Origin of the sequence: Desemzia sp. FAM 23988, from assembly GCF_045528365.1 — a bacterium.
GTDB lineage: Bacteria > Bacillota > Bacilli > Lactobacillales > Carnobacteriaceae > Desemzia.
Map to the genome: position 1 here is coordinate 44927 of NZ_JBGQQS010000013.1, position 25160 is coordinate 70086.

Genomic DNA, 25160 nt, shown 5'->3' on the forward strand with positions numbered 1-25160 from the left:
AAAGCAAAAAAAAATGTATAATAAAACTCTGTTTTGTATTGTGATATCCTGAAATTTCTTCTATAATGAAATAGAAAACGTTTTACAAATTGAAGGGAGAATGAATAATGAAAGTAGATTTAACTGCCAAACCTTATAATTTAGATGCTGAATCTATCGACTGGGTTGAAAACACTATTTCAAGTATGACGGACGAGGAAAAAATTGGGCAGTTATTTATCAATATGGGTTCAAGCCGTACAGAAGAATATTTAACAGGTATAATAAACGATTATCATATTGCAGCTGTTCGCTATAACCCAGGTACAGCAGAAGAAGTATACGAACAAAACCGTATTTTGCAAGAAAACAGTAAAATTCCCTTGTTGATTGCAGCAAACACTGAAGCAGGTGGAAATGGTGCTTGTACTGATGGAACATACATTGGTCATGAAGTGAAAATCGCTGCTACAAACGACCCTAAATATGCCTATGAAATGGGATGTGTTTCAGGAGTTGAAGCAGCATCTATCGGATGTAACTGGAGTTTTGCTCCAATCGTTGACCTTTTACGCAACTGGCGTAACCCAATCATCTCAACTCGTACTTGGGTGCAGATGTGGATCAAACGATTGATTTGTCTTTAGAGTATATGAGAGGAATTCAAGAAAGTGGGATTGCACCAGCTGCAAAACATTTCCCCGGGGATGGAATAGATGAACGTGACCAACATTTATCATTTGCACCTAACCACTATTCTGTAGAAGAATGGGATCAAACATTTGGTAAAGTTTACAGCTCTTTATTTGATGCTGGTTTACCGTCTATCATGGCTGGTCACATTTCATTACCTTCTTATGTACGTCACTTCAAACCTGATGCAACTGTTCAAGAAGCAACACTTCCAGCAACCATCAATAAATATATTTTAACTGATTTGTTAAGAGATAAAATGGATTTCAATGGATTAGTTGTTACGGATGCAAGTCACATGGTTGCTTTAACTGGTGCTATGAAACGTAAAGATATGCTTCCAGCTTCTATTGCTGCAGGTTCTGACTTGTTCTTGTTCTTTAATGATCCAGATGAAGATTTCCAATGGATGATGGATGGATACAAAAACGGCGTGATCACTGAAGATCGTTTACAAGAAGCGTTGACTCGTATTTTAGGAACAAAAGCTGCTCTAGGTTTGCACAAAAAAGCCAAAACAGCATTGCTTCCTACTAAAGAAGAAGCAATGGCAAAAATCGGTCTTCCAGAAAATAAAAAAATCGCTGAAGAAGTTGCTGACCAAGCCATTACATTGGTTAAAAACAACGAAAACATCTTCCCGGTTTCTCCAAACTCGCACAAACGTGTGTTGTTGGTAGACGTTAAAGGGACTCAAGGTGGGTTTGGTGCTATGATCGGTGATTCTGGTAAGCCATCTGATAAAATGAAAGAAATGCTTGAAGCGGAAGGATTCGAAGTAACGATTTGGGAATCTGCTGAAGAAAAAATTATGAAGATGCCTGAAGAAGAGAGAAAAGCAGCGTTAGCAAATGTATACGCACAAAAACGTCCGATTTCTGAATTAACAGAAAATTATGACTTGATCATTAATTTAGCTGTTGTTAATCCAAATACTGACCAACGTATTCAATGGCCAGCATCAAAAGGTACTCCAGACATTCCATTTTATGTACGTGAAGTACCAACAATCTTTGTTTCATTGCAATCTCCATTCCATTTGGCTGATGTGCCTCAAGTACAAACATACATCAATGCTTATGACAGTAAGGAATTTACAATGAAAGCTTTAGTCGACAAAATGTTAGGTCGTTCTGAATTCAAAGGCGTATCTCCAGTAGACGCATTCTGTGGATTCGAAGACACAAAATATTAGAGAGCAACCAACTGCTCATCCAAGAAAAGACTTTCCTGGATGAGCAGTTTTTTTTAGATAAAAGGACTTTTTTTAGAATGAAAATCATTGATTCGAACGTTTGTTTGAGGTACGCTATTATAAGAGAAATAAATAAGAGCTAGGAGGTGGGGGCTTTGGTATTGATACCAAATGAGCAACCATCAAATTCAAATAAATCTGTCCCTAAAATTACTAAAATAGAAACACAAAAACGTAAAGGCAGATACAACATTTATTTAGATGAAGAATATGCATTCCCAGTAGACGAAGCAGTATTAGTCAAACATGTTCTGTTTAAAGGAATGGAAGTCACGAAAGAGTTCCAACAACAACTGGAACAGGAAGATAATTTCAGTAAGGCATTTTCTCGTGCAGTGAACTATTTGAGTTATTCATTGCGGTCAGAAAAAGAAGTACGAGATGACCTAGTCAAACATGAATTTAGTTTAGAAACAGCTATAAACGTGATTGAAAAATTGAAAGAAATGAAGTACATTGATGATCTCACTTATGCGGAAAGCTACACAAGAACGGCGGCTAATCTAAATGGAAAAGGTCCATACAATATCCGTCAAGAATTGAAAAAGCGAGGTATAAAAGAAACGGTCATTGAGCAAGCTTTGCTGGAATACCCTATGGATCAAAGAGTTGAAAACGGGATAGCAGCTGCTAAAAAAGTCCTTAAACGGACAAAGCGAAGTTCTTCTAAAGAGACAACTAACAAAGTCAGACAAGGTCTGATGCAAAAAGGGTTTAACAATGATGAAATAACCGAAATATTAAATCAAGTGGATACTGAAAAAGATGAAGACGATGAATACGAAGCGCTGAAAAAACAAGGTGAGAAAATTTGGCGAAAACAATCTAAACTTGAAGGAAGTAAAAAAATTCAAAAGGTCAAAGCTAGTCTTTACCAAAAAGGTTTCAATGGTGATTTGATCAATCAATTTATAGAAGAAAAGGAATTAGAAGACGAATGAATAAGTTAGCAGTTAACAACCATGAAGCAAGAGTGATTGATGGGATAAAAATGTGGTCAGAAGAGAGAATCGAGCGATTCCGAGCAACTTTACTGAGTTGGTATGATATTGAAAAGCGAGATCTGCCATGGAGAAAAAATAATGATCCATACCGTATTTGGGTATCTGAAATTATGCTGCAGCAAACGCGGGTCGATACTGTCATCCCCTATTATTTAAATTTCATGCGTACTTTTCCTTCGATTGAAGCTTTAGCCAACGCAGAAGAAGATACTCTATTGAAAGCATGGGAAGGATTGGGATATTATTCGCGTGTTCGAAACATGCAGAAAGCGGCTATTCAGATTATGGAAGACTATGATGGGAAAATGCCAAATGACCCTAAAGAAATTATCAAATTAAAAGGGATTGGTCCCTATACAACTGGAGCCATATCCAGTATGGCTTTCGGACTGCCAGAGCCCGCTGTGGATGGGAATATCATGCGGATCTTGAGTCGTTTATTTGAAATTGATGCAGATATTGCTGTTCCCGCCAATCGAAAAATATTTGAAGATATCTTAAGAGAAATCATCGACCCTTATAAACCAGGCGACTTCAACCAAGCATTAATGGATCTGGGGGCCACTATTTGTACGCCTAAGAATTACCATCCAGAAAATAGTCCGGTGAAAGAGTTTAATCAATCCTATATCAATAGAACATGGGAGAAATATCCAGTTAAGAGTAAAAAGAAAAAAGCTAAACCGCTTTATTATGCAGGAATGATCATTCAAAATGCTAAAGGAGAATTTCTGTTGGAAAAACGCCCTGCAAATGGTTTATTGGCTAATATGTGGACTTTTCCATTGATTGAAGAAAAAAGCTTAAGCGACTTTTTTGTGCGTGGTAAGCTGGTCAAACTAGAGGATGCTGAAAAAGTAAAACAGCATACGTTAGATGTAACACAAGAGCTAGCAGAGAAATATAGGTTGGAACCTGTACTGATAAAAGAACCATTTGCAGGAGAGGTCCATATCTTCAGCCATCTTAAATGGCATATGGCGTTGTATTATGGGCAGCAAATAAATACCATACCGGACAATTCTCTACCAGAAAACTGTTCTTGGGTAAATCCAGAAGATTTTGACCAATACACTTTTCCAGGACCGCAAATGAAAATGTGGGCAGCTTATAAGAAGAGATTTGAAAAAAATTAGGCACTCAGCTGACATGACTACGGTGAAATGTCAGCAAATAAAAAAGTTTGTTTATCCAACGTTTTTTTTACTTTATTAAAAAGGTTATGGTATACTATTTAATGATTCGAGTGTGTTTTCATACTCGTGGTAAAGTAAAAATCTCATCTAAGTTATTTGAGATAAAGAAAGTTGGGTTAGCGATGCATCATCCAAAAGAAGGAGAGTACATCACAATCCAAAGCTATAAACACGACGGCAGTTTACATCGCACGTGGCGAGATACTATGGTACTAAAAACCAGTAATCAATCTTTGATTGGATGCAACGACCATACTTTAGTAACGGAAGCAGATGGTAGAAGATGGGTAACTAGAGAACCTGCTATTCTTTATTTTCATAAAAAATACTGGTTCAACATCATCGCAATGATCCGTGACAATGGAGTATCTTATTATTGCAACCTTGCCTCACCAGCTCTTGTTGATGAAGAAGGGTTAAAATATATTGATTATGATTTAGATATCAAAGTATTTCCAGACGGCGAGAAACGGTTGTTGGATGTAGATGAGTATGAAGACCATAGTCGTAAATGGCAGTATCCTGAAGATATTGATCACATACTAAAAGAAAATGTGAAAATTCTTGTGGACTGGATCAACGAAGGAAAAGGTCCTTTTTCACAGGCCTACATGGACATTTGGTATGAACGGTACCGCCAATTATCACATAAAGAATAGGTCTTTTTGCTGATTGTGAGAGTATTCCAAAAATGGGATAAAAATAGAAACAGGTCATGTCAACGTGAAATTAGTGATGGTGACCTGTTTTTGTATGCTATAATAACAATTGAAATTAAAATTAAGGAGTGAAAAAGTGTGAAAAAGAAAGGCATCTTAATGGTTGTCTTATTGTTTTTTCTCACTGTAGCAGTTGTCTATTTAGGATATAGTTATTCCGATAAACAGCAAGAAGAATTGATACACGCTACTTCAACTGCAGCAGAAAAAGAAGAAACAGCAGACAATGAAGAAGGAACTATTGAAACTGTTGATCCAGCGACTTATGAAGAGAAACGTGAGCAGTTATCCGTTTTGGATTATTTGAAATACATAGGAACACAGAATGAAGAAATAGCCATTGCTTTTTATGGACAATTACCAGAAACAGAATCTTGGACTGGAAACACGGTAAATACCCTAGAAACTGAATTAAATCTGGAGGTTAAAAGCACACTTCTTACAGCATCTGAGACCGATTCATATGAATTGTACATTACAAATAAGGCTCAAGAGTTAGCTGAAACGAATGCTGCAGTAGTGTTCTTTATGATACCAGCGTTGGGAGACCAAGTCCGTGACGTTAGTTTAGAGGATTCAAAAGATTATTTAACACGAAACGTTACTCAAATTCAAGAAGTTCTTCCGGATACTTTAGTAGTACTAGTCTCGCCCCATCCAACTAATAGCGCTGGAAATAGTCTGAATTCTCGTATGTTGGATTACGTTCAATATACGAACAGTGGCATAGAAGCAGCAGAAGAAAATAATATGCCCGTGTTTGATCTGCATGCGGCATATACAGAAAGACTCACAGCAGAAAATATTGAATTAACAACTGTTTTACAAGAAGATGGCACTTTATTAAATTCTCAAGGTGAAGAATTAATGTCTGAACTGTTTATGGAACAGCTAATTGTACCTGTTGACACGACTTCAGGAATACAGTAAAGCGGATAAAAATAAATACACCTAAAAAAGCTTGATTCGGCAATGATTGCCGAATCAAGCTTTTATTGTTCAATGTTTCGAATATTTTCAATCTCTTCGCTTTTTGACCAATCATAGTGTCTATAGCTGGTAACCAATCGATTGAGAAGGATGAGATTTTCTTCATAACTTAGGATATCTGACATGATATGAATAACGGCATTGCTTTCTCCATAATCATCATGCATATAAGACTCCATCTTCGCTTCATTAAAGAATGTACTCATAAATTCTTTTCGAAGGGAAGACTTGTAAGCAATAAAGTTTACGCCTTCAGGGTCAACACGTCCATTAAATTTTAACAATATCTGTTCATGACCGCTCAACAAAACCTCTAACCGTTCGCGAATCAAGATGCGCAAATCAGAAGAGAAATGATTGAACACATTTTCTGAACTGTGTAGTGTCTGTGCTAAATCAAACGCTGAGTTAGTTGTTCTGATCAGTTGTCTGTACACAGCCATTTTACGAAGTCTTCGAATATTTTTTTCTTTAGAAAGTGTAATAGTACTTTCTTCTTTCATCATCGACAGATAATTTTCCATTCGTTTGATTTCAGACTGAATAAATTTTAAATCCTTTTTTAGAATGGTAAATTGTGTATTTTTTCGTACGCTGGCCCGTATCCACTTCATGATCTCAGATGCGGTGTAATCCATTAAATGAAATAACCTTTCTTCGTATCTTGGACGATACAGCAGTGTGTTTACAAGTGTTCCAATAATAATTCCTAATATAGTAGCCAAAACTCGTAAAGCAGCTGCAATAATGAATGAATCAGCTGTGGTAAAACTAATGACAATCAATGTCACCACTGCGTTCCCAATAACATTATCAAATTTTAATTGATGTAATATTGCAATTAAAATGGCTGAAGCAAATCCGACGATCACATAATGTGTTCCAAATAACAGTGTAAAGACAACTGCTACTATACCGCCAATTGTATTTCCTAAGATTCGATTTCGTACTTGCACCCATTGACGCTTAGGGGAAGGCTGCATAGCAAAAATAGCAGCAATACCAGCTAAAATACTGCCTTGTGGAATACCCAAAAGCGGAGGAAGCATCAAAGAAAGCGCAACTGCAAGGCCGGTTTTAAACGTACGAGCACCAATTTTCATTAAAAATGAGTCCCTTCATTTCGTTATAATCATTTCCTATAATTGACCTATTATATCAAAGGTAGACCATTTTGCAAAGGTGTAATTGCAATAATATAATTGGAGCAAAGGAATCTATCTTTATAAAGTTGAAAAAGCTGCATCTATAGCACGTTTTGTTTCATCGATATCTTCTTGAGTATGCATGATCGTAATGTACATTGCTTCGTATTTACTTGGAGCTAAATTGATGCCTTCGTCCAACATAGCCTTAAAGAACTTACCATAGCATTCAGTATCTGTATCAACCGCATCGTTGTAATCTTCTACTTTATGGTCAGTGAAGTAAACTTGTAAAGAGCCGCCGATTTGATTAACGGTTGTTGGAATAGAGTATTTCTCACCAGCCGCTATAAGGGCATCTTTGATTTGTTCAGCAAAATCAGCCATTCTTTCATAAATACCCGGCTCTTGCAGAACTTCTAAACAAGCAATACCTGCTTGCATCGAAAGAGGATTTCCTGCCATGGTACCAGCTTGATAAGCAGGTCCAAGAGGAGCAACAGTGTCCATGATTTCAACAGGACCACCGTAAGCACCAATAGGAAGTCCACCGCCGATAGATTTACCAAAGGCAGTTAAATCAGGGATGACGCCCAGTAAATCTTGTGCAGCTCCATAATGGAAACGGAAATTTGTGATAACTTCATCATAAATGACTAAAGCGCCGTGTTGATGAGTGATTTCATTTACAGCTTCTAAGAAACCAGGTTTTGGAGCAACCATACCAAAATTACCTACGATCGGTTCGACTAAAACAGCCGCTACTTGATTTCCCCATTTGTCCATAACAGCTCTATAGGCTTCGGCATCATTATAAGGAACAGTGATGACTTCTCTTGAAGTTCCGCTTGTCACTCCGCCAGAACTGTTGGTTCCCAATGTAGAAGGACCACTTCCAGCTTCGACCAATACTAAGTCAAAATGTCCATGGTATTGACCAGAGAATTTTACAATCAATTCGCGATTAGTGTAAGCTCTTGCTACACGAACCGTTGTCATCACTGCTTCAGTACCAGAGTTGGTAAATCGCACTTTGTCCATTGAGGGAATCGCGTCCGTTAACATTTGAGCAAATTTAACTTCGTGTTTAGTTGGTGTACCGAATAAAACACCTGTTTCTGCTGCTTTTTGAACGGCTTCCACCACGTGTGGGTGATTGAATCCAGTAATGATAGGGCCGTACGCTGCTAAATAGTCGATATAACGGTTGCCGTCAACATCAAAAAGATAAGCGCCGTCTCCACGTTCCATTGTTACAGGACATCCTCCGCCCACTGCTTTATAAGAACGGCTGGGACTGTTTACTCCTCCTACAATGACTTTTTCTGCTTCTGAACCGATTTGGTTCGATATTGAATGGTCTAACATCATGCTTTTCCTCCTAAGTAATCTATAAGAGATATTATAACTGCTAACATCTGATGCTTTAATCATAGGAGAATTGAACCATTTTTTCAATGTTTAATGTAAAATAAAGATGAAGCAAGGACAAGAAAACGATTTCATTGAATAAGAGCAGATGATTCTCTAAAAAAAGAATAAAAGGAGAAATAATAGTATGTTTAATTTTATAGTAACGGGACCCCAGATGAAGGCTATTGACCAATACACGATTGAAAAAATCGGTATTCCTTCAATGGTATTAATGGAAAGAGCCGCATTGCATGTGCAAGACTGTGTAGAAAAAAATATTCATCCAAAACAATCTATCGCTGTAATTTGTGGGATGGGAAACAACGGAGCTGATGGTGTAGCTGTTGGTCGAATGTTGTTTCTGAAAGGGTACAGAGTTGCGGTCTATTTAGTTGGCAATGTATCTAAATCATCTGTCGAGATGAAGCAGCAATTGAAGATAGCTCAAAATATCGGCATGCCTTATTTTACAAAAACAGTACCGGAAACTAGTCAATATGCTGTTCTTATTGATGCTTTGTTCGGTATCGGATTGAATAAGCCGGTAAAAGGGGAATATTTAAACTGGATAAGATTTATAAATCAGCACAAAGGGGTGGTCTTTTCTGTAGATGTTCCTTCAGGATTATCAGCTACGAATGGAGAAGTGTTAGGTGCTGCAGTTCAAGCAGACTACACGATTACATTTGGATTGATGAAGTATGGTCTTACGAATGAAAATGGAAAGTCATATGCTGGAGAAGTAGTGGTTGGTGATATTGGGTACCCTGAAAAAGCAGTTCGGAAGATTTTAATGAGAAAAGTTTAGCATCAATGTTGAATTCTAGTTGCATTTGCAAAAAATAATGGGTATCATAACAAGAAGTGGATTATTAATTAAGAATGATTTTAATGTAAGTTATAGGAGGGAAAGCCATGGGTATGAGTCAACGAGTTGCTCAATCCATTGATAGATTAAAAGCTAACCATATACGCATCACACCACAACGCTATGGAGTCTTAGAATATTTGATTGAAAATGATAATCATCCTACTGCTGATGAAATTTATAAAGCCTTGTCAGATAAATTTCCTAGTATGAGCGTAGCGACTGTTTACAATAATTTGCGTTTATTTACAAAAATTGGATTTGTAAAAGAAATGAAATTTGGAGATGCTTCAAGCAGATTTGATTTTGCAACAACAGAGCATTATCATGCCATTTGTGAAAACTGCGGAAAAGTAGAAGATGTTTATTACCCTGGTTTAGAAGACGTGGAAAAGGTTACCGCAGAACTGACAGGTTTTAAAGTTTCGAATCATAGGCTGGAAATTTATGGATTGTGTACAGAATGTCAAAAATTAGAATCTTGATAGACTGAAAATATGTAGAAACCTTGAACGGAATGAGTGTTCTGAGGTTTCTATTTTTGTTTTCCAGTTGTCTTTTGCGAAAATAAAAGGGATAATGAACACTATAAACGTAAAAATGAGGTAACGTTAAAGTTGTGAATGAAAGGGGATACAGCACGGTATGGCAACTTTAAATGATGTTGCAAAGAAAGCAAATGTTTCAAAAATGACTGTTTCTCGAGTCATCAATCATCCCGAACAAGTAACAGATGAATTAAAAACATTGGTGATTCAAGCTATGAAAGAGTTGAATTATCGGCCACATACAGCAGCTAAAGCATTAGTAAATAACCGGACTTTGGTAATTAAATTCTTTATTTTGGAAAAAATGAGTACGACTGAGCCTTATTATATGAACTTATTAACTGGAATTGCCAAAGGTTTAGAGGAGGAGCAATATTCATTGCAGTTGGTAACACAGAATAATTTTGATATCGGGTTATGTGATGGGTACATTATGACAGGTGTACGTCAAAAAGATTATGAGTGGATAAGCGGAGCAACTAAACCGGTTGTTTTATTTGGTGAGAATGACCGTGGATATGATTTTATAGATACCGATAATAAAAAAGGTGTAGAAATGGCTACACAATATGCGCTGGATTTAGGGTATGAAGATATTGTCTACATAGGAATAGACATTAACGAAAAATTTGAAAAGTCTCGTGAGGCGGGATACAAAAAAATTCTCAGTGAGAACGATAGAGATACCCGTATTTTTCGTTTTAAGAACCATTCTTCTCTTGCTGCGCAGTTTATGGAAGAAAATTGGGGCTTGTTTAAACCGAATACCGCTTTCATTTGCAGTTCAGATCGTTTAGCATTAGGTATTGAAAGAGGCATTTTAAAAAGGAATGGCGATATTCCTGATGATTATGGGATAATAGGTCACGATGGAGTATTTTTAGACCAAATTGCTTACCCGCGTTTAACGACTGTAAAGCAGCCGGTTATCGAAATGGGAGTAGCTTGTGCGAAAATGATTTTAAAGAAGATTTCAGAAAAAGGGAAGTCTCAAGGAAATCAGCTCTTTCAATCTACTCTAGTTGAACGAGAATCTACCCGAGCAGCGGCGAAAAAGAAGTAAGTTTCAGAATAGTAGATTGATGGAGAAAACAAGTTTGGAGGATCATGTCCTCGGCTTGTTTTTTTTGGTTAAAGGCCAGGTTTTTATCAAAACAACGGATAATATTATATTTAAAAAACTTAGGTGTAGTTTGTCTGCCTTACAATATGGCTCATAAACAGACAATAGTTACTCAATAGCACTCCTGCCAAGAATAGAAGCGAAGTGAGTTAGTAAAAACACCTATTTTCTTCGCTTCTATATGGCTTTGCAATATTTAACATGGGTAATAAACACTAAATGACTATTTTATTTTAAACCTTTTGGTAACTCATTTCTAGAAATTGGTGCGGACCTCTAAAAGTTAGAGTTTTATTATGCAGCGAATTGGCCGGTTTGACTTTGGTTGACAAACTCAAACCAGCCAGTTTTACTTTTGATTGAATAGGGTTATACCATTCGATGTATTCCCTAGATTCATAGCTTATCTTGGTACTGTCAGCCTTGAGATGATGTTTATTCGTCAAGTGAGCAGTGGATTATATCTCACTTGACGAATAAAGTAGGTTTACTCATCAAGTGAACATTAAATTAAGCCTCACTAGAAGAATAAAGCGGGTTTACTCATCAAGTGGCATTAAATGAAGTTCTCACTTGAAGAATAAAGCAGGTTTACTCATCAAGTGGCATTAAATGAAGTTCTCACTTGAAGAATAAAGTAGGTTCAGACATCAAGTGAACGTTAAATTAAGACTCACTAGACTAATAATCTAAAACAACAGCGCCACTGGCTGGCTCAGGCTCATTCTTTTTCTATCTAGAAAGCGTTTAAGGATAGAATGATGAGAAGTTACCTGTTTCTTCGTTAAGAAAAGATAAACTAAAAGATTCTTTAGATATTCTTGAACCGCTTTTCTCTTTAAATGATTTATTATACTCTGCCATAAAAAAGGACCCTCGAAAATCAGATTTTACTCTAATTTTTGAGGGCCGCTATCTTTGGCTCAGTCCAATCGCTTTCCATAAGCAATCCTATGGCGGGAAAAGTTTCTTTACTAACTCTAGAGGATGAAGATCCTTCTATTTTGTATGGAGAACTAAACGCCTTATTCCGCGCTCTTTATAGTTCCTTGCAGATAGAATTCTTTGCGATCGGTTTCGGGAACCATACTTCCGCCTGTTGCCCATGCGATGTGTGTAGCTTGAGACATTTTGTTGGTTAACTGGTTTGCTGCTAGATATTCTTGGCCTTCCGGTGTAGCAAATAAGCGGGCTGCTCCTGGTATTCCGGCAACTGCCGCCGGTTCTAGAAAGATACTTTCGTTGTCCGCTAAAGAAGCTAGTAAGTGATACGTTTCCTCGTCTCGAACAGTATAAGATCCGCTAAAGAAATTTTCCATTACCTTTGCTACAAAGCCTGAAGTACGTGGAACTGCAAGGCCATCTGCACAAGTATGCCCATCAATACCAAAATCCTTCACGGAGACTCCATCGTATTGTTGAGTCACTAATCCCACTAACATAGAAGGGGTATGTGTCGGTTCTGCAAAGAAACAATGAACATAATCTCCATATACTTGTTTCAAACCAAAAGTGATTCCGCCAGGACTGCCTCCGATTCCGCATGGAAGGTACACGAATAATGGGTGGTTCTCATCAACCAAGACACCTTTATTTTCTAATTGCACTTTTAGCCGATTTCCGGCAACAGTGTAGCCTAAGAACAAGTCTATTGAGTGTTCATCATCCACAAAATAAGAAGCAGGATCTGCTTTTGATTCCGCACGACCTTGTTCCACTGCTTGTGTAAAATCTGATTCGTGTTCAATAACGGTAACGCCACGAGAGCGAAGAAAATCTTTTTTCCATTTCTTAGCTTCAACAGACATATGAACCGTCACTTCAAATCCAAGTTTGGCTCCGACTGTTCCTACGCTGATGCCTAAATTACCAGTCGTTCCTACAGCAATTTTGTGTTTAGCAAAAAAGTCTTTGAATTCATCACTAGCAAAAACAGCGTAGTCTTCCTCAAACGAGGGCAGCAAGCCGTTTTCTAAGGCAATTGTTTCAGCATGTTTCAATACTTCGTAAATAGCTCCGCGAGCTTTGATGGTTCCAGCTATAGGCAATGTATCATCTCGTTTCAACAAAAAATTTCCTTGAATCCGAGTATTAGTTTGTTTTTCCAGTATTTTTTTCATCTCTATGATAGGAGTCAACTCAGATTCGATAATACCGTTGGTTGGCTCTGTTTCAGGAAAAGCGATTTTTAAATAAGAAGCAAATCTGTCTAAACGAGCTTCTGCATCATCGATATCCTGTTTTGTGTAAACCACCTGTTTATTGGCTTCTATAAACTCTTTTTTATTGGGATTGATCCAAAAAATTTCATTTGTTTGTATGATCTCTTTCATTAAAGGTGTGGATTCGATCCATTGAGGCAATGTTTTGCCTGCAACGATTTTTTCCTTCATTTAAATACCTCCCCGAGTTGCACTATTCACTTCAAAAATACATACATAACAATAGCATAATCACAAAATAATTACTAGCAAATAAAGCGATATTCCGCGTAAAATCAACTGTTTTGTCCATTTGGTGAAATAGTAGAGACAGGTTTGGAAATCTAACTTAAAAAATAAAGGCATCCATTATAAAAAGAATAAGACGAGAAAAAAATTTGTTATCGGTAACAGTTTTTTAAGCCTTGTAAGTGCTTTCTAATTTCGTTAATCTTAAGGAGAAGAAATGCGATGATTTTTTGTACAGAAAGGGAGCAAGATTAGATGGAAGAAAAGTGGTGGCAACAAGCAATCGTGTACCAAATTTATCCAGGCAGTTTTCAAGATACAGGTAAGAATGGATTAGGCGATTTACGAGGAATCATCAATCGATTAAAATACATTCAATCATTAGGCGTGACTGTTATCTGGCTGAATCCTATATTTGAATCGCCATATGTAGACAATGGTTATGATGTATCAGACTATTATGCAATAGATCCTGTTTTTGGTACGATGGAAGAGGTAGATGAACTACTGACAGAAGCACACAAACTTGGATTGAAAGTTATTTTTGATTTGGTTCTCAATCACACCTCTGACCAGCACCCTTGGTTTCAAGAAGCGTTAAAAGGGCGAGATAACCCATACCGTGATTTTTACATTTGGAGCGATCCAAGACCAGGTGGTCAATTGCCGAATAACTGGGCTTCTTTTTTTGGAGGGTCTGTTTGGGAAAAAGAACCTATAGAAGATCAATTTTATTTTCACTTGTTTGCTAAGGAAATGCCGGATTTAAATTGGAACAATGAAGCTGTTCAGCGGGAAATTGTCAAAATAGCTGAATACTGGCTGGATAAAGGAGTAGATGGCTTTCGACTGGATGCCTTTATTCATTTAGACAAAGCAGAAGGATTTCCTGATGTTGAAGCTGAAGAAGGGGAAATTGTCTTAGCTGAAGAATATTATTCTAATTTAGAAAATGTAACAGACTATATCGCAGATGTAGCCCGTGTTTTGCGTAAGAAAAAGCCCGATATTTTTATATTGGGAGAAGCTGCTTCAGCAGATGTTGAAATGGCAAGAAGATATTCGGATCCAAAAAATGAGGCTTGTGATACGGTTGTTTCATTTCGGTTCTTTCCTATGGATGAATCGCATAAAGATCCCCGATTGCCGTTCAATATGCAAAAAGACCAATTAGATATTGCAGCGTTTAAAGAGATCATGACTGATTTTCAAAACGGACTGGAAGATATCGGCGGACCAACGTTGTACTGGAACAATCATGATATGGCTCGTATGGTTTCGCGGTTTGGAGATGTGGAAAACGGGAGAGACAATAGTGTGAAGATGCTGGCAACATTGATGTATCTCCAAAAAGGCATTCCGATTTTGTTAAATGGGGAAGAAATCGGAATGAAGGATTTAGAGCAATCTTCCCTAGATGATTTCAAATTGCCGAATGAACAATTTTTTCGTGAAAAAGCTTTGGAATTAGGGTATTCAGAGGACTTTGTTCTGCATCAGCTGAACGCTAAGAGTATCAATGCCAGCCGCGGGGTAATGCAGTGGGATACTAGTGAATATGCAGGGTTCTCTACCGTTCCACCATGGAGTGGCGTGAATATTGAACCGAGTTATACTGTAGAGATGCAAGAAAAAAATGAGTTTAGTATTTTAAATTATTATCGACAATTATTGAAATACAAAAAGACTCCTTTATTTACCAAAGGACAGTTCCGGTTGCTGGAAACGAATCATCAACTCTATTGTTATGAACGACAATTAGGAGATTTAACTGCTATAGTTTGTTGCAACTTTGATTCTCAAGAAGCAACTTTTATAGACACAAGGTTAACTAAATTTGCTTACAATGTATTGATAGCAAATGAAAACAATCGAGTTGAAACCGACAAAATTATTCTTGCTCCTCATGGAGCCATAGTTATTGTATTTGATAAAGGAACAAATGATTAAAAATTAGAAATGAGGATTTATGAATGGACACATCAGCACTTCTTCATCGACCAGATAGCGAATACGCGTATTTGTATGATGACAACCAATTTAATATTCGCTTGCGTACCAAAGCTGGCGAAGCAGAAAAAATCAGCTTGATCAGCGGAGATAATTACGCTTATAAAAGAGAAGAATGGAAAGAAAACGAACAACCAATGCAATTGATTGCACGGACAAATATTCATGATTTCTGGGGAATTGTAGCTTCTGCCCCTCATAATCGATTGTCTTATGCCTTTCATATCACAGGTAAAGACGGAATTGAAATATTGTATTCCGATAGAGGGGTGTACCCTTATGATGATTGGTACATGGAGAATATCAACAGTTTCTTCAGAATGCCGTATTTTCATGAAATCGACCGTGTTGGCACACCTAGTTGGGCTAAGAAAACGATCTGGTATCAAATTTTTCCAGAGCGTTTTGCAAATGGAGACCCTTCAAACGATCCGGAAAATGTTTTGGAATGGGGCGGGAAGAAGCGCCCTGGACGAGATGATTTTTATGGCGGAGACTTGCAAGGTGTCCTGGACCATCTGGATTATCTAGTTGATTTAGGGATCAATGGCATCTATTTTACTCCAGTCTTCAAAGCTCCATCGAATCATAAATATGATACAGTCGATTATTTTGAGGTGGATCCTCATTTTGGGGATAAGCAGCTATTTAAAACAGTTGTAGAAGAAGCACATAAACGCGGCATACGTGTAATGCTGGATGCGGTATTCAATCATATTGGGATGTCTTCTTATCAATGGCAAGATGTCTTGGACAAACAAGAAGCTTCTGAATACGTGGATTGGTTCCATATCAAAGAGTTTCCAGTGAAGTCTCTGGAAGGATTGACAGCTGATGAATTGGAATTTATGGGACCTTTGAACTACCATACGTTTGCTTTCACAGGTCATATGCCTAAATTAAACACATCGAATCCAGCTGTACAAAAGTATTTATTAAACATTGCTACTTACTGGGTACGCGAGTTTGGTATCGATGCGTGGCGTTTAGACGTAGCCAATGAAGTCGACCATCATTTCTGGAAGAGATTTAACCGAGCGGTACGCAAAGTCAATCCTGATATTTATATCTTGGGAGAGATTTGGCATTCTTCACAAAGTTGGTTGCAAGGAGACGAATTTCACGCCGTAATGAATTATGCATTTACAGAGCAAATTGAAGATTTCTTTACGAACAAATCCAGCTCAGCCGTAAAATTGGTTTCAGGTTTGAATGAGCAATTGATGCTGTACCGAAGACAAACCAATGAAGTGATGTTCAATATGCTGGATTCTCATGATACACCACGGTTATTAACCACAGCCAATGGAAACAAGCAAGTTGCAAAAGCTGAATTAACGTTTATGTTTGCGCAATCGGGATCTCCGTGTATTTATTATGGAACCGAAGTAGGGTTGGAAGGTTACAATGATCCGGATAACCGTAAATGCATGATCTGGGATGAAGAAGAGCGAGACATGGATATGTTTTACTTTATGAAAGACTTGATTGGTTTTAGAAAACAACATCAAAACTTATTGAGTTTTGGCAATACAGACTGGCATGATATCCGAGAAGGAGAGCGCGTTGTCGGATTTAAGAAGAGTTATCAAGGAACAGAATTGTATGGTTATTTTAATCAAGGGGAAGAAACGCTGACGTTGAAATACCATCAAGAGCCTGTACCTGTGTTTAGAAATTTAGCTTCTGTGCGCGCAAACACCATTCGAATTAAAAATAATGGATTTATTTTGTTTACATTAGGCGAAGAAGTAAAATTGGATGAAGAAAATTACCAAGAGTATTAATTGATGAATGAGCTGGAATCCTTAAGAGGTTATCAAGGATTCCAGCTCATTTTTAAGTGATAAACACTTTTTCGGAGTGTACCAATCAACACGAGGAATTGCTTTATATAGTAAAAGCTTGTTTGTATAGAGAATAAACTTCTATCCAATGGCTGCAGGTATTCTGTTACCGGTAACAGAAAGAAAACGTTTGCAATAAAGCGTAACATTCGTAATAATAAGAGTGTACTTAAAAAAAGGTTTAAGGAGGCAATATATTATGAACCAAAAAAGATTCAAAAAATACTTAATGGGTGTTGTTTCTGCCAGTGCATTAATCTTAGCAGCTTGTGGAGGAGGAGAACCTGCTGAAAGCACAAACGATACGGACTCATCTGAGCAAGGAGGAGCTGCAAATTTTGAAGGAACGACTTTAAAAGTTACTATTGATCCAATGTATACAGAATTTGTCAATGGCATCTCATCTGCATTTGAAGAAGAAACAGGTGCTACAATCGAAGTAGAAGAAAAAGATATGTTTGAAACGTTAGAAGCATTACCTCTAGATGGTCCAGCCGGATTATCACCTGATGTTATGCTGGCACCATATGACAGAATCGGCGGACTTGGTCAACAAGGACATTTAGCTGAATATACGTTGCCAGATGATGATCGTTATGATGAAACAGATGAGCAACAAGTGACGATGAACGATACGATCTATGGTGCACCATTTGTTATCGAATCAATGGTATTGTATTACAATACTGATTTATTAGAAACAGCTCCAACAACCTTCGAAGAATTGGAAGCGTTGACAGAAGACGAGCAATTTGCTTATGAAGGTGAAGCAGGCAAGAGTGTAGCTTTCTTGGCGAATTGGGTTGACTTCTACAACTCTTATGGTTTATTGAATGGATTTGGCGGATATGTGTTTGGTGCTGACGGTACTGATCCAACAGATATCGGATTAAATACACCTGAAGCTATCGAAGGAATCGAATACGCAACGGACTGGTTCCAAAATACATGGCCACAAGGAATGCTGGATGTAACAACTGCTGGTAACTTTATTGATGAACAATTTACAACAGGTGCTGCAGGTGCAGTCATCAATGGACCTTGGGCAGCGTCTAGTTACAATGAATCAGATGTTAACGTAGGTGTAACAGCTGTTCCTACATTGCCAAACGGAGAAGAATATCAACCGTTTGCTGGAGGTAAAGGTTGGGTCGTTAGTGAATACTCTAAAAATGCTGAATTAGGACAAGCATTCTTAGATTTCGTAACGAACGAAGAAAACATGGAAGCTTTGTACTCAGAATACACAAACGAAGTTCCGGCTAACCAAATGGTAAGACAAACGATTATTGATGCTGATGAAGATGAATTAGCAATGGCTATTGTCAACCAATACAACGTTTCTTCTCCAATGCCAAACATCCCAGAAATGGCTGAAGTTTGGGTCGGTGCTGAAACAATGATGTTTGATGCAGGATCTGGCAATAAAACAGCTGAAGAATCAGCTAATGATTCTGTAGAAGTTATCCAACAAAATATTGAACAAAAATATTAATGGATAGTTTAGCAGCCTAGATAAGAGCTTGTTTTCGGCAGAGATGATTCACTTGATCTCTGCCGATAATTTTTAAAAGGAGATGAATAATTGTGGAGACTAAAGGAAAAAACAAGAAAAAAGTACACTACTCTCCAGAAGATGAAAAACAAATCAAAACAGCAGGTGTTTTCTCAATTATTCCAGGGTTAGGGCAATTCTATAATAAACAGTATTTTAAAGGGGTCCTATTCTTTGGGTTTTTTCTGTTATTTTTAATTGAAATGATTCTATTCGGTTTTGAAGCTTTTCAAAATTTGATTACCTTGGGATCTGTACCACGAGAAGACCATTCGCTATTTTTGATGATTCAAGGGACACTGCAAATTCTACTGACCCTAATCTTTCTGGTTTTCTATACGGCTAATATCAGCGATGCCAGACGTGTCGCTAAATTGAAGATCTTGACTCCGGGAAAAGTGAATTATTCCGTAAAAGCCGTGTTGTTAAACACTTGGAACAATGGATTTGCTTACTTATTGACCATTCCGGCTTATATCTTAATGATTTTTACAATCGTCTTTCCGGTATTAGTAACGATTTTTATAGCTTTTACGAATTACGACTTTTACCATATTCCGCCTGCTACATTGATTGATTGGGTAGGATTTGAGAATTTCGCTTCCATCTTTACTTTAAGCACCTATCGGGATTCATTTGGGGCTGTATTTGGATGGACAGTAATATGGACACTCTCCGCCACTACATTGCAAATCATTATTGGTATTTTTGCAGCTATTGTTATGCACCAACCCTTTATTAAATTTAAACGGATCTTCGGTGTTATTTTGCTATTGCCATGGGCAGTTCCAGCATTTATCACGATTCTATCTTTTTCAAATATGTTCAATGACAGTGCTGGTGCCATTAACACACAAGTGATTCCATTACTGAATCATTTACCATTCATAGATATCTCAGCTATTTCGTGGAAGACAGATCCTTTCTGGACAAAATTAGCTATTATTTCCATTCAAGGATGGCTTGGATTCCCTTATATTTACGTGTTGACTTCCGGTATTTTACAATCTATCCCAGATGACTGGTATGAAGCTTCTATTATAGATGGGGCAAGTGCTATTCAAAAGTTTCGATTTATTACCTTACCGCAGATTTTTGCTGTAGCCGCACCAGTCTTTATTACTCAGTACACTTTTAACTTTAACAACTTCTCCATGATCTACCTATTCAACGAAGGGGGTCCAGGAAGTGTTGGTTCAGGTGCAGGGGCGACAGATATCTTGATTTCGTGGATCTACAAATTAACGACCGGTACTTCTCCGCAATACAATATCGCGTCAGCCATTACCTTAATCATTTCAGCGGTTGTCATCTTTGTGTCCTTATTAGTCTTTAAACGGACTCGGGCATTTGAAATGGAGGATTAAGCTATGCAAAAGACAAAAAAAGTAAGAACTCAAAAAAACAAACGTATATGGGGACAAGTTTTCACTTATCTATTTTTGATCTTTATGTCCGTAATCATTATTTATCCATTATTGATCACAGTGACATCAGCTTTCAAACCAGGCAATTTATTAGCCTTTAGACTAGACCTTAATTTTGAATGGACATTAAGCAACTTCAGTCGTTTGTTCAACGAGACCCAATATGGTCAGTGGTACATGAATACCTTGAAAGTAGCTTTGATGGCCATGCTGGTGCAAGTTGCTGCAGTGACATTGTCCGGATTTGCTTACAGCCGTTACCGCTTTATTGGACGTAAAGTAACGTTGAAATTCTTTTTGATCATCCAAATGGTACCTACAACAGCTGCTTTAACTGCTTTTTATGTTATGGCTCTACTAGTGGGTGGGTTAGACCAACATTGGTTCTTGATTCTTGTGTACATTGGAGGAGGAATTCCGATGAATACATGGTTGATGAAAGGCTACTTCGACACGGTACCGCTTGATTTAGATGAGTCCGCCCGCTTAGACGGGGCAGGCCATTTTCGTATTTTCTGGCAAATCATTATGCCTCTTGTTCGTCCAATGATAGCTGTACAAGCATTATGGGCTTTTATGAATCCATTCGGCGAATACATGCTGGCTAGATTCTTATTGCGTTCGACAGAAAATTATACCGTAGCGATTGGTTTGCAGACGTTTATCAATAATCCGCAAAATCAACAAGTGGCTCTCTTTTCAGCAGGGGCTATCTTAATCGCTGTACCAATTTCCATCTTGTTCTTCTATTTGCAAAAGAGCTTTGTTACTGGCTTGACGGCTGGAGGAACAAAAGGATAAACGAATGAAATTAAAGAAGGAAGTGAGAAGGTAAAGTGAAAACAGATGTATTTCCTTTAAATTATTTTAAAAATATATGGACACCCAAACAGATTATTCAACAAAATAATTCTTTTAACTGGTTTCAATTGATCATTGTTCTATTATTCTTAAATGGATTAATGATTATCCCAGTAAGTTTAAACTATGCAAAAATGGAGACTTTTTCTGTCCAAAACACTTTTCCAGAAACTTTCCAAATGATAGATCAAACAGTAGTGGATAATATGAAGGAAGCTGCTTTTGCTTCAGGCGAAATGAACTTAGAAGAATCCTTTCGTATTCAAACCGATAATGGAGTGGTAGCTGCAGGTTTAACGGAACAAGAAGCAGCTCAAACGTTACAAGAAGACGGCAGTGTCTTGCTGTTTTTAAAAAATGAACTGCAGCTGCGTGAAAAGGATCAATCTGTTTCGATAGTGCCTTACACAAAAGAATTTGATTTAACAGCTGCAACAACGATAGCAGAATTTCAAGATGGTGTTTCTCAACAATGGTTTATTAAAAATCAAACGTTTGTCATTGCCGCATTTTCCGCCATTTTATTTGCATTGCTGTTGACTGAATTAAGTTTGCTGGTATTTGGAGCAGCTTTCTTCTTATATATAGCTTCGAAAAATAAGCAAACAAGTGGTCGAAAACCCTATAAGAAATCTGTTGCTACTGTGTTATATGCTGCAGGTGTACCTTCTATAGCAGCTATGGTCGTTGGATTGATTGAATTTAATGTAATCACGATGATGACGATTCAATCTGTAGGTTTGATCGGATACATCTGGTTCATTTACTATCACAACCGAATAAACGAAATCAAAGCACAAAAAGCTGCTAAAGCGCAAACAACACAAATTCATTATTAATCTAGTGGGAGAGAGATACATGAAAAGACTATTTGATATAGATCCATGGAAAGTAAAAACAACCGTTCTGGACAAACAAAACAAACGGCTGCAAGAAAGTTTGACGTCAATTGGAAATGGCTATATGGGAATGCGAGGCAACTTTGAAGAAGGTTTCTCTGGAGACACTCACATCGGAACTTATTTAGCAGGAGTCTGGTATCCGGATAAGACACGTGTCGGCTGGTGGAAAATCGGGTATCCAGAATATTTCGGGAAAGTGATCAATGCTACTAATTTCACTCCAGTAAATGTGTATATCAATGAACACAAAGTAGACTTGGCAGTTGACACAGTAAAGGATTTTGAACTTTCTCTTGATATGAAGGAGGGGATTTTAAGACGCAGTTATGTATGGAGTAAAGGAGAAACCGAGGTTCGTCTTACCTTTAAACGATTTGTGAGCATCGTTCAAAAAGAGTTGGCGGTTATTGAAGTACAAGCTGAAGTGTTAAAAGGGAGGGCTTCTGTTCGCTATGTTTCATATTTAGATGGAGATGTAGAGAATGAGGACAGCAATTATGAAGAAAAATTTTGGTTGGAACGACAACGAGAAACAGGTAAACAATGTTATTTAACAACCGAAACAATTGAAAATCCATTTGGCACGGAACAATTTACGGTAACAACTATGATGCAAAATCTAGCTTCCGGGTATAGTCATCGTGAATCTCGTGACCAACATATGCTGGTCTCTGAAAATTTGACTTTTGAAGTAGCTCAAGGAGAAACGGCCACACTGACTAAATTAGTCAGTGTGGTGACCAGTCGTGATATAGAAGCAGAACAGCAAGCACATGCAGCAAAAGAGCTCATCCAGAACGCTGTAGAAAAAGGGCTGAAACAAATAGAAGCGGAACATACTGAAGCATGGAGTGAACGATGGAGCAAGTCGGATGTGCGTATTGAAGGTGATAATGAAAGCCAACAAGGTATTCGATTTAATATATTCCAATTGTTCTCCACCTATTATGGAACAGACTCGCGGTTGAATATTGGTCCAAAAGGATTTACAGGAGAAAAATATGGCGGTGCCACTTATTGGGATACAGAGGCTTTCATTCTGCCAATGTACCTATCTACATCAGATAAGGAAGTCTCAGAACAACTGCTTGAGTATCGACACAATCAACTTTCAGGAGCTTACCATAATGCTCGCCAACAAGGATTGAAAGGTGCGCTTTTTCCAATGGTCACATTTAATGGGATTGAGAGCCATAATGAATGGGAGATCACATTTGAAGAAATCCATCGGAACGGCACCATTGCTTACGCCATTTACAATTACACTAATTACACAGGTGATGACGCTTATCTGGTTCAAAAAGGGATCGATATATTAGTCGGCATTTCTCGTTTTTGGGCAGACCGTGTTCATTTTTCAAAACGACGTCAACAGTATATGATTCATGGAGTAACGGGTCCAAACGAATATGAAAATAATGTTAACAATAATTGGTACACGAATAAAATGGCAACATGGGTACTGCGCTATACTCTGGAAAGCTTATCTAAAGTGACGGAGGCTAAGCTAGCCGAATTAAAAGTCACTGAAGCCGAAAAAGCACACTGGGATGATATTATTCAACGCATGTATTATCCTTATGATGAAACATTAGGGGTTTTTGTCCAGCATGACACTTTCTTAGACAAAGATCTGCGAACGGTTGATTCTTTAACTCCTGAAGAAAGACCCATCAATCAAAACTGGTCGTGGGATAAAATATTACGATCCCCGTTCATTAAACAAGCAGATGTTCTGCAAGGGTTGTATTATTTGAATCATGAGTTTTCTATAGAAGAAAAAGAACGCAACTTTGATTTTTATGAGCCCATGACTGTCCATGAATCTTCTCTATCAGCAGCAATTCATGCTGTGTTAGCTGCTGAATTGGGAAAAACGGAAAAAGCAGTTGAACTATACGCTCGGACAGCGCGCTTAGATTTGGATAATTACAATAATGATACAGAAGATGGCTTGCACATTACTTCGATGAGTGGAGGATGGTTAGCTATTGTTCATGGATTTGCTGGAATGAGGACAGCAAATGGAGAATTAATGTTTAAACCTTTCTGTCCTAAAAACTGGGACAAGTATAGCTTTTTAGTCAAATACCGCGGCTGCTTGTTGGATATTCAAGTAGATCAAGAAAGAGTAACCGTGGTTTTGAAAGAAGGAGAACCGTTAGAATTCAGTTTATACGGAGAAAAACTTCTTTTAGATGAAAGTGTAACAGTGCCTTTAAAATTTGATGCTCACTAATCATCAATAGTTTCTACTAAATAAGAGCCGCTCTTCAATTGAGTGGCTCTTATTTGAGTTTTCTCTTGTTAAATCAATCTAGTCATAAGCTGAAAGAACGGAATCAATTGAAAAATACTTGTCCGACGATTACAGATTTATTGTGAAATCACCAGTTCCACAAAACCCGAAGAGATATGAAAGTAGGAAAGGACAACGAGTTTTTGCAAAATATTCGGATGAACAGCAGCTACTTGGAAATCATAAAAACGAACAAAGGATATGGATTAATAAAAAAGCAACGTTAAATTGTATATATATTCGGTACGTTAAGAATCTATAAAAAGGAAAAAGTTCGCTTTTTGAAAGTTTGTAAAATTTAGGAGAATAAATGGTTGACCAAAGACCCTAAACTTGATATAGTATTAAATGTCGTCAGGTTGGACTTGTAAGAGTTTACTAAACGAGTGGACAATTTTTTTGAAAATGGTTATTGACAGAATAGTTAAAATATTGTAAACTCGTAAGAGTCAGTAAGTTCACACGAACTGCTTTTCATCCAATGGATAAATATCCATTGCGAAGAAAAAATATTCAAAAACTAATTGACAAACAAGTGATAACTTGATATGATAATCAAGTCGCTGGACGAGAAGAATTGAAAAAAGTTTTGAAAAACCTTGACTTTGGAATCGTACAGTGATAGTATTAAGAAGTTGTCGCTGAGACAACGCAAATGAAATTAGACCTTTGAAAACTAAACAAAGTAAGACGAACTAAACGTGTAAGGAAGTTTTGGCAAGTGCCAAAACAAACAAATTAGTGAATAATTATTCGCTAGCAATCAATTAATGAGCTACAAGCATCATTAAAATAAGCAGGCTTCGGTCTGCAACTTTTATGAGAGTTTGATCCTGGCTCAGGACGAACGCTGGCGGCGTGCCTAATACATGCAAG

The 25160-nt window shown here is 37.5% G+C and carries 17 protein-coding genes, 1 rRNA gene and 1 pseudogene; 16 read left to right on the forward strand and 3 right to left on the reverse strand.

Annotation, left to right across the window (positions count from 1 at the left end):
- The first annotated feature begins 107 nt into the window (after positions 1–107).
- The 5 genes and pseudogenes from ACEN4L_RS08590 to ACEN4L_RS08610 all read left to right on the forward strand — a co-directional run bounded on the left by ACEN4L_RS08590 (position 108) and on the right by ACEN4L_RS08610 (position 5776).
- Positions 108–1867 (forward strand): annotated as a pseudogene (locus ACEN4L_RS08590) (glycoside hydrolase family 3 protein).
- Between the two features lie 155 nt (positions 1868–2022).
- Complete coding sequence (recX, locus tag ACEN4L_RS08595) at positions 2023–2868, forward strand: recombination regulator RecX (RefSeq protein ID WP_407096942.1); 846 nt, start codon at positions 2023–2025, stop codon at positions 2866–2868.
- On the forward strand, positions 2865–4067 hold the full coding sequence (mutY, locus tag ACEN4L_RS08600; RefSeq protein ID WP_407096943.1) for an A/G-specific adenine glycosylase: 1203 nt from the start codon (positions 2865–2867) through the stop codon (positions 4065–4067). Before recX ends, mutY begins: the two co-directional genes overlap by 4 nt.
- A gap of 182 nt (positions 4068–4249) precedes the next feature.
- Positions 4250–4786, forward strand: a complete 537-nt coding sequence (locus ACEN4L_RS08605) for a DUF402 domain-containing protein (protein ID WP_407096956.1) — start codon at positions 4250–4252, stop codon at positions 4784–4786.
- Positions 4787–4924: 138 nt separating this feature from the next.
- Positions 4925–5776, forward strand: a complete 852-nt coding sequence (locus tag ACEN4L_RS08610; RefSeq protein WP_407096944.1) for an SGNH/GDSL hydrolase family protein — start codon at positions 4925–4927, stop codon at positions 5774–5776.
- 62 nt (positions 5777–5838) lie between these two features.
- Here ACEN4L_RS08610 and ACEN4L_RS08615 read toward each other — a convergent pair whose 3' ends face one another.
- Both ACEN4L_RS08615 and ACEN4L_RS08620 read right to left on the reverse strand, forming a co-directional pair.
- Positions 5839–6939 (reverse strand): FUSC family protein, encoded by a 1101-nt coding sequence (locus ACEN4L_RS08615; protein ID WP_407096945.1) that lies wholly within the window; start codon positions 6937–6939, stop codon positions 5839–5841.
- 120 nt (positions 6940–7059) lie between these two features.
- Positions 7060–8352 (reverse strand): glutamate-1-semialdehyde 2,1-aminomutase, encoded by a 1293-nt coding sequence (locus ACEN4L_RS08620; protein WP_407096946.1) that lies wholly within the window; start codon positions 8350–8352, stop codon positions 7060–7062.
- 187 nt (positions 8353–8539) lie between these two features.
- Between ACEN4L_RS08620 and ACEN4L_RS08625 the strand changes: the two genes are divergently transcribed.
- The 3 genes from ACEN4L_RS08625 to ACEN4L_RS08635 all read left to right on the forward strand — a co-directional run bounded on the left by ACEN4L_RS08625 (position 8540) and on the right by ACEN4L_RS08635 (position 10873).
- Complete coding sequence (locus tag ACEN4L_RS08625) at positions 8540–9202, forward strand: NAD(P)H-hydrate epimerase (RefSeq protein ID WP_407096947.1); 663 nt, start codon at positions 8540–8542, stop codon at positions 9200–9202.
- A 113-nt stretch (positions 9203–9315) separates the two neighbouring features.
- A complete protein-coding gene (locus ACEN4L_RS08630) occupies positions 9316–9747 on the forward strand; it encodes a Fur family transcriptional regulator (RefSeq protein WP_407096957.1) in 432 nt (143 codons plus the stop codon).
- 160 nt (positions 9748–9907) lie between these two features.
- Positions 9908–10873: a LacI family DNA-binding transcriptional regulator gene (locus ACEN4L_RS08635; protein ID WP_407096948.1), complete on the forward strand. Its 966-nt coding sequence runs from the start codon at positions 9908–9910 to the stop codon at positions 10871–10873.
- A gap of 1085 nt (positions 10874–11958) precedes the next feature.
- Here the strand turns inward: ACEN4L_RS08635 and ACEN4L_RS08640 are convergent.
- Positions 11959–13326 carry a D-serine ammonia-lyase gene (locus ACEN4L_RS08640; protein WP_407096949.1) on the reverse strand — a complete coding sequence of 456 codons (1368 nt, stop codon included), beginning with the start codon at positions 13324–13326 and terminating at the stop codon, positions 11959–11961.
- 312 nt (positions 13327–13638) lie between these two features.
- Here ACEN4L_RS08640 and ACEN4L_RS08645 point away from each other — a divergent pair, with 312 nt between their 5' ends.
- The 8 genes from ACEN4L_RS08645 to ACEN4L_RS08680 form a co-directional block, all read left to right on the forward strand.
- Positions 13639–15333: an alpha-glucosidase gene (locus ACEN4L_RS08645; RefSeq protein ID WP_407096950.1), complete on the forward strand. Its 1695-nt coding sequence runs from the start codon at positions 13639–13641 to the stop codon at positions 15331–15333.
- Between the two features lie 23 nt (positions 15334–15356).
- Positions 15357–17180: a glycoside hydrolase family 13 protein gene (locus ACEN4L_RS08650; protein ID WP_407096951.1), complete on the forward strand. Its 1824-nt coding sequence runs from the start codon at positions 15357–15359 to the stop codon at positions 17178–17180.
- A 259-nt stretch (positions 17181–17439) separates the two neighbouring features.
- Positions 17440–18735, forward strand: a complete 1296-nt coding sequence (locus ACEN4L_RS08655; protein WP_407096952.1) for an extracellular solute-binding protein — start codon at positions 17440–17442, stop codon at positions 18733–18735.
- 152 nt (positions 18736–18887) lie between these two features.
- The gene (locus ACEN4L_RS08660) at positions 18888–20162 is read left to right on the forward strand and encodes a carbohydrate ABC transporter permease (RefSeq protein WP_407096958.1); all 1275 of its coding nucleotides are present in this window, start codon (positions 18888–18890) and stop codon (positions 20160–20162) included.
- Positions 20163–20165: 3 nt separating this feature from the next.
- Positions 20166–21023 carry a sugar ABC transporter permease gene (locus ACEN4L_RS08665; protein ID WP_407096953.1) on the forward strand — a complete coding sequence of 286 codons (858 nt, stop codon included), beginning with the start codon at positions 20166–20168 and terminating at the stop codon, positions 21021–21023.
- Between the two features lie 35 nt (positions 21024–21058).
- Entirely contained in the window at positions 21059–21922 is an 864-nt protein-coding gene (locus ACEN4L_RS08670; protein ID WP_407096954.1) for a DUF1189 family protein, read from the forward strand.
- A gap of 19 nt (positions 21923–21941) precedes the next feature.
- Positions 21942–24224, forward strand: coding sequence for a glycoside hydrolase family 65 protein (locus ACEN4L_RS08675; protein WP_407096955.1), 2283 nt, complete (start codon positions 21942–21944; stop codon positions 24222–24224).
- 875 nt (positions 24225–25099) lie between these two features.
- Positions 25100–25160: ribosomal RNA gene (locus ACEN4L_RS08680) — 16S ribosomal RNA — on the forward strand; the annotation flags it as partial.

Excerpts from the sequence above, each read along its gene's own strand:
- mutY (WP_407096943.1), top strand. The coding sequence starts at position 2,865 with ATGAATAAGTTAGCAGTTAACAACCATGAAGCAAGAGTGATTGATGGG.
- ACEN4L_RS08605 (WP_407096956.1), top strand. The coding sequence starts at position 4,250 with ATGCATCATCCAAAAGAAGGAGAGTACATCACAATCCAAAGCTATAAA.
- ACEN4L_RS08615 (WP_407096945.1), bottom strand. The coding sequence starts at position 6,939 with ATGAAAATTGGTGCTCGTACGTTTAAAACCGGCCTTGCAGTTGCGCTT.
- ACEN4L_RS08620 (WP_407096946.1), bottom strand. The coding sequence starts at position 8,352 with ATGATGTTAGACCATTCAATATCGAACCAAATCGGTTCAGAAGCAGAA.
- ACEN4L_RS08625 (WP_407096947.1), top strand. The coding sequence starts at position 8,540 with ATGTTTAATTTTATAGTAACGGGACCCCAGATGAAGGCTATTGACCAA.
- ACEN4L_RS08630 (WP_407096957.1), top strand. The coding sequence starts at position 9,316 with ATGAGTCAACGAGTTGCTCAATCCATTGATAGATTAAAAGCTAACCAT.
- ACEN4L_RS08635 (WP_407096948.1), top strand. The coding sequence starts at position 9,908 with ATGGCAACTTTAAATGATGTTGCAAAGAAAGCAAATGTTTCAAAAATG.
- ACEN4L_RS08640 (WP_407096949.1), bottom strand. The coding sequence starts at position 13,326 with ATGAAGGAAAAAATCGTTGCAGGCAAAACATTGCCTCAATGGATCGAA.
- ACEN4L_RS08645 (WP_407096950.1), top strand. The coding sequence starts at position 13,639 with ATGGAAGAAAAGTGGTGGCAACAAGCAATCGTGTACCAAATTTATCCA.
- ACEN4L_RS08650 (WP_407096951.1), top strand. The coding sequence starts at position 15,357 with ATGGACACATCAGCACTTCTTCATCGACCAGATAGCGAATACGCGTAT.
- ACEN4L_RS08655 (WP_407096952.1), top strand. The coding sequence starts at position 17,440 with ATGAACCAAAAAAGATTCAAAAAATACTTAATGGGTGTTGTTTCTGCC.
- ACEN4L_RS08665 (WP_407096953.1), top strand. The coding sequence starts at position 20,166 with ATGCAAAAGACAAAAAAAGTAAGAACTCAAAAAAACAAACGTATATGG.
- ACEN4L_RS08675 (WP_407096955.1), top strand. The coding sequence starts at position 21,942 with ATGAAAAGACTATTTGATATAGATCCATGGAAAGTAAAAACAACCGTT.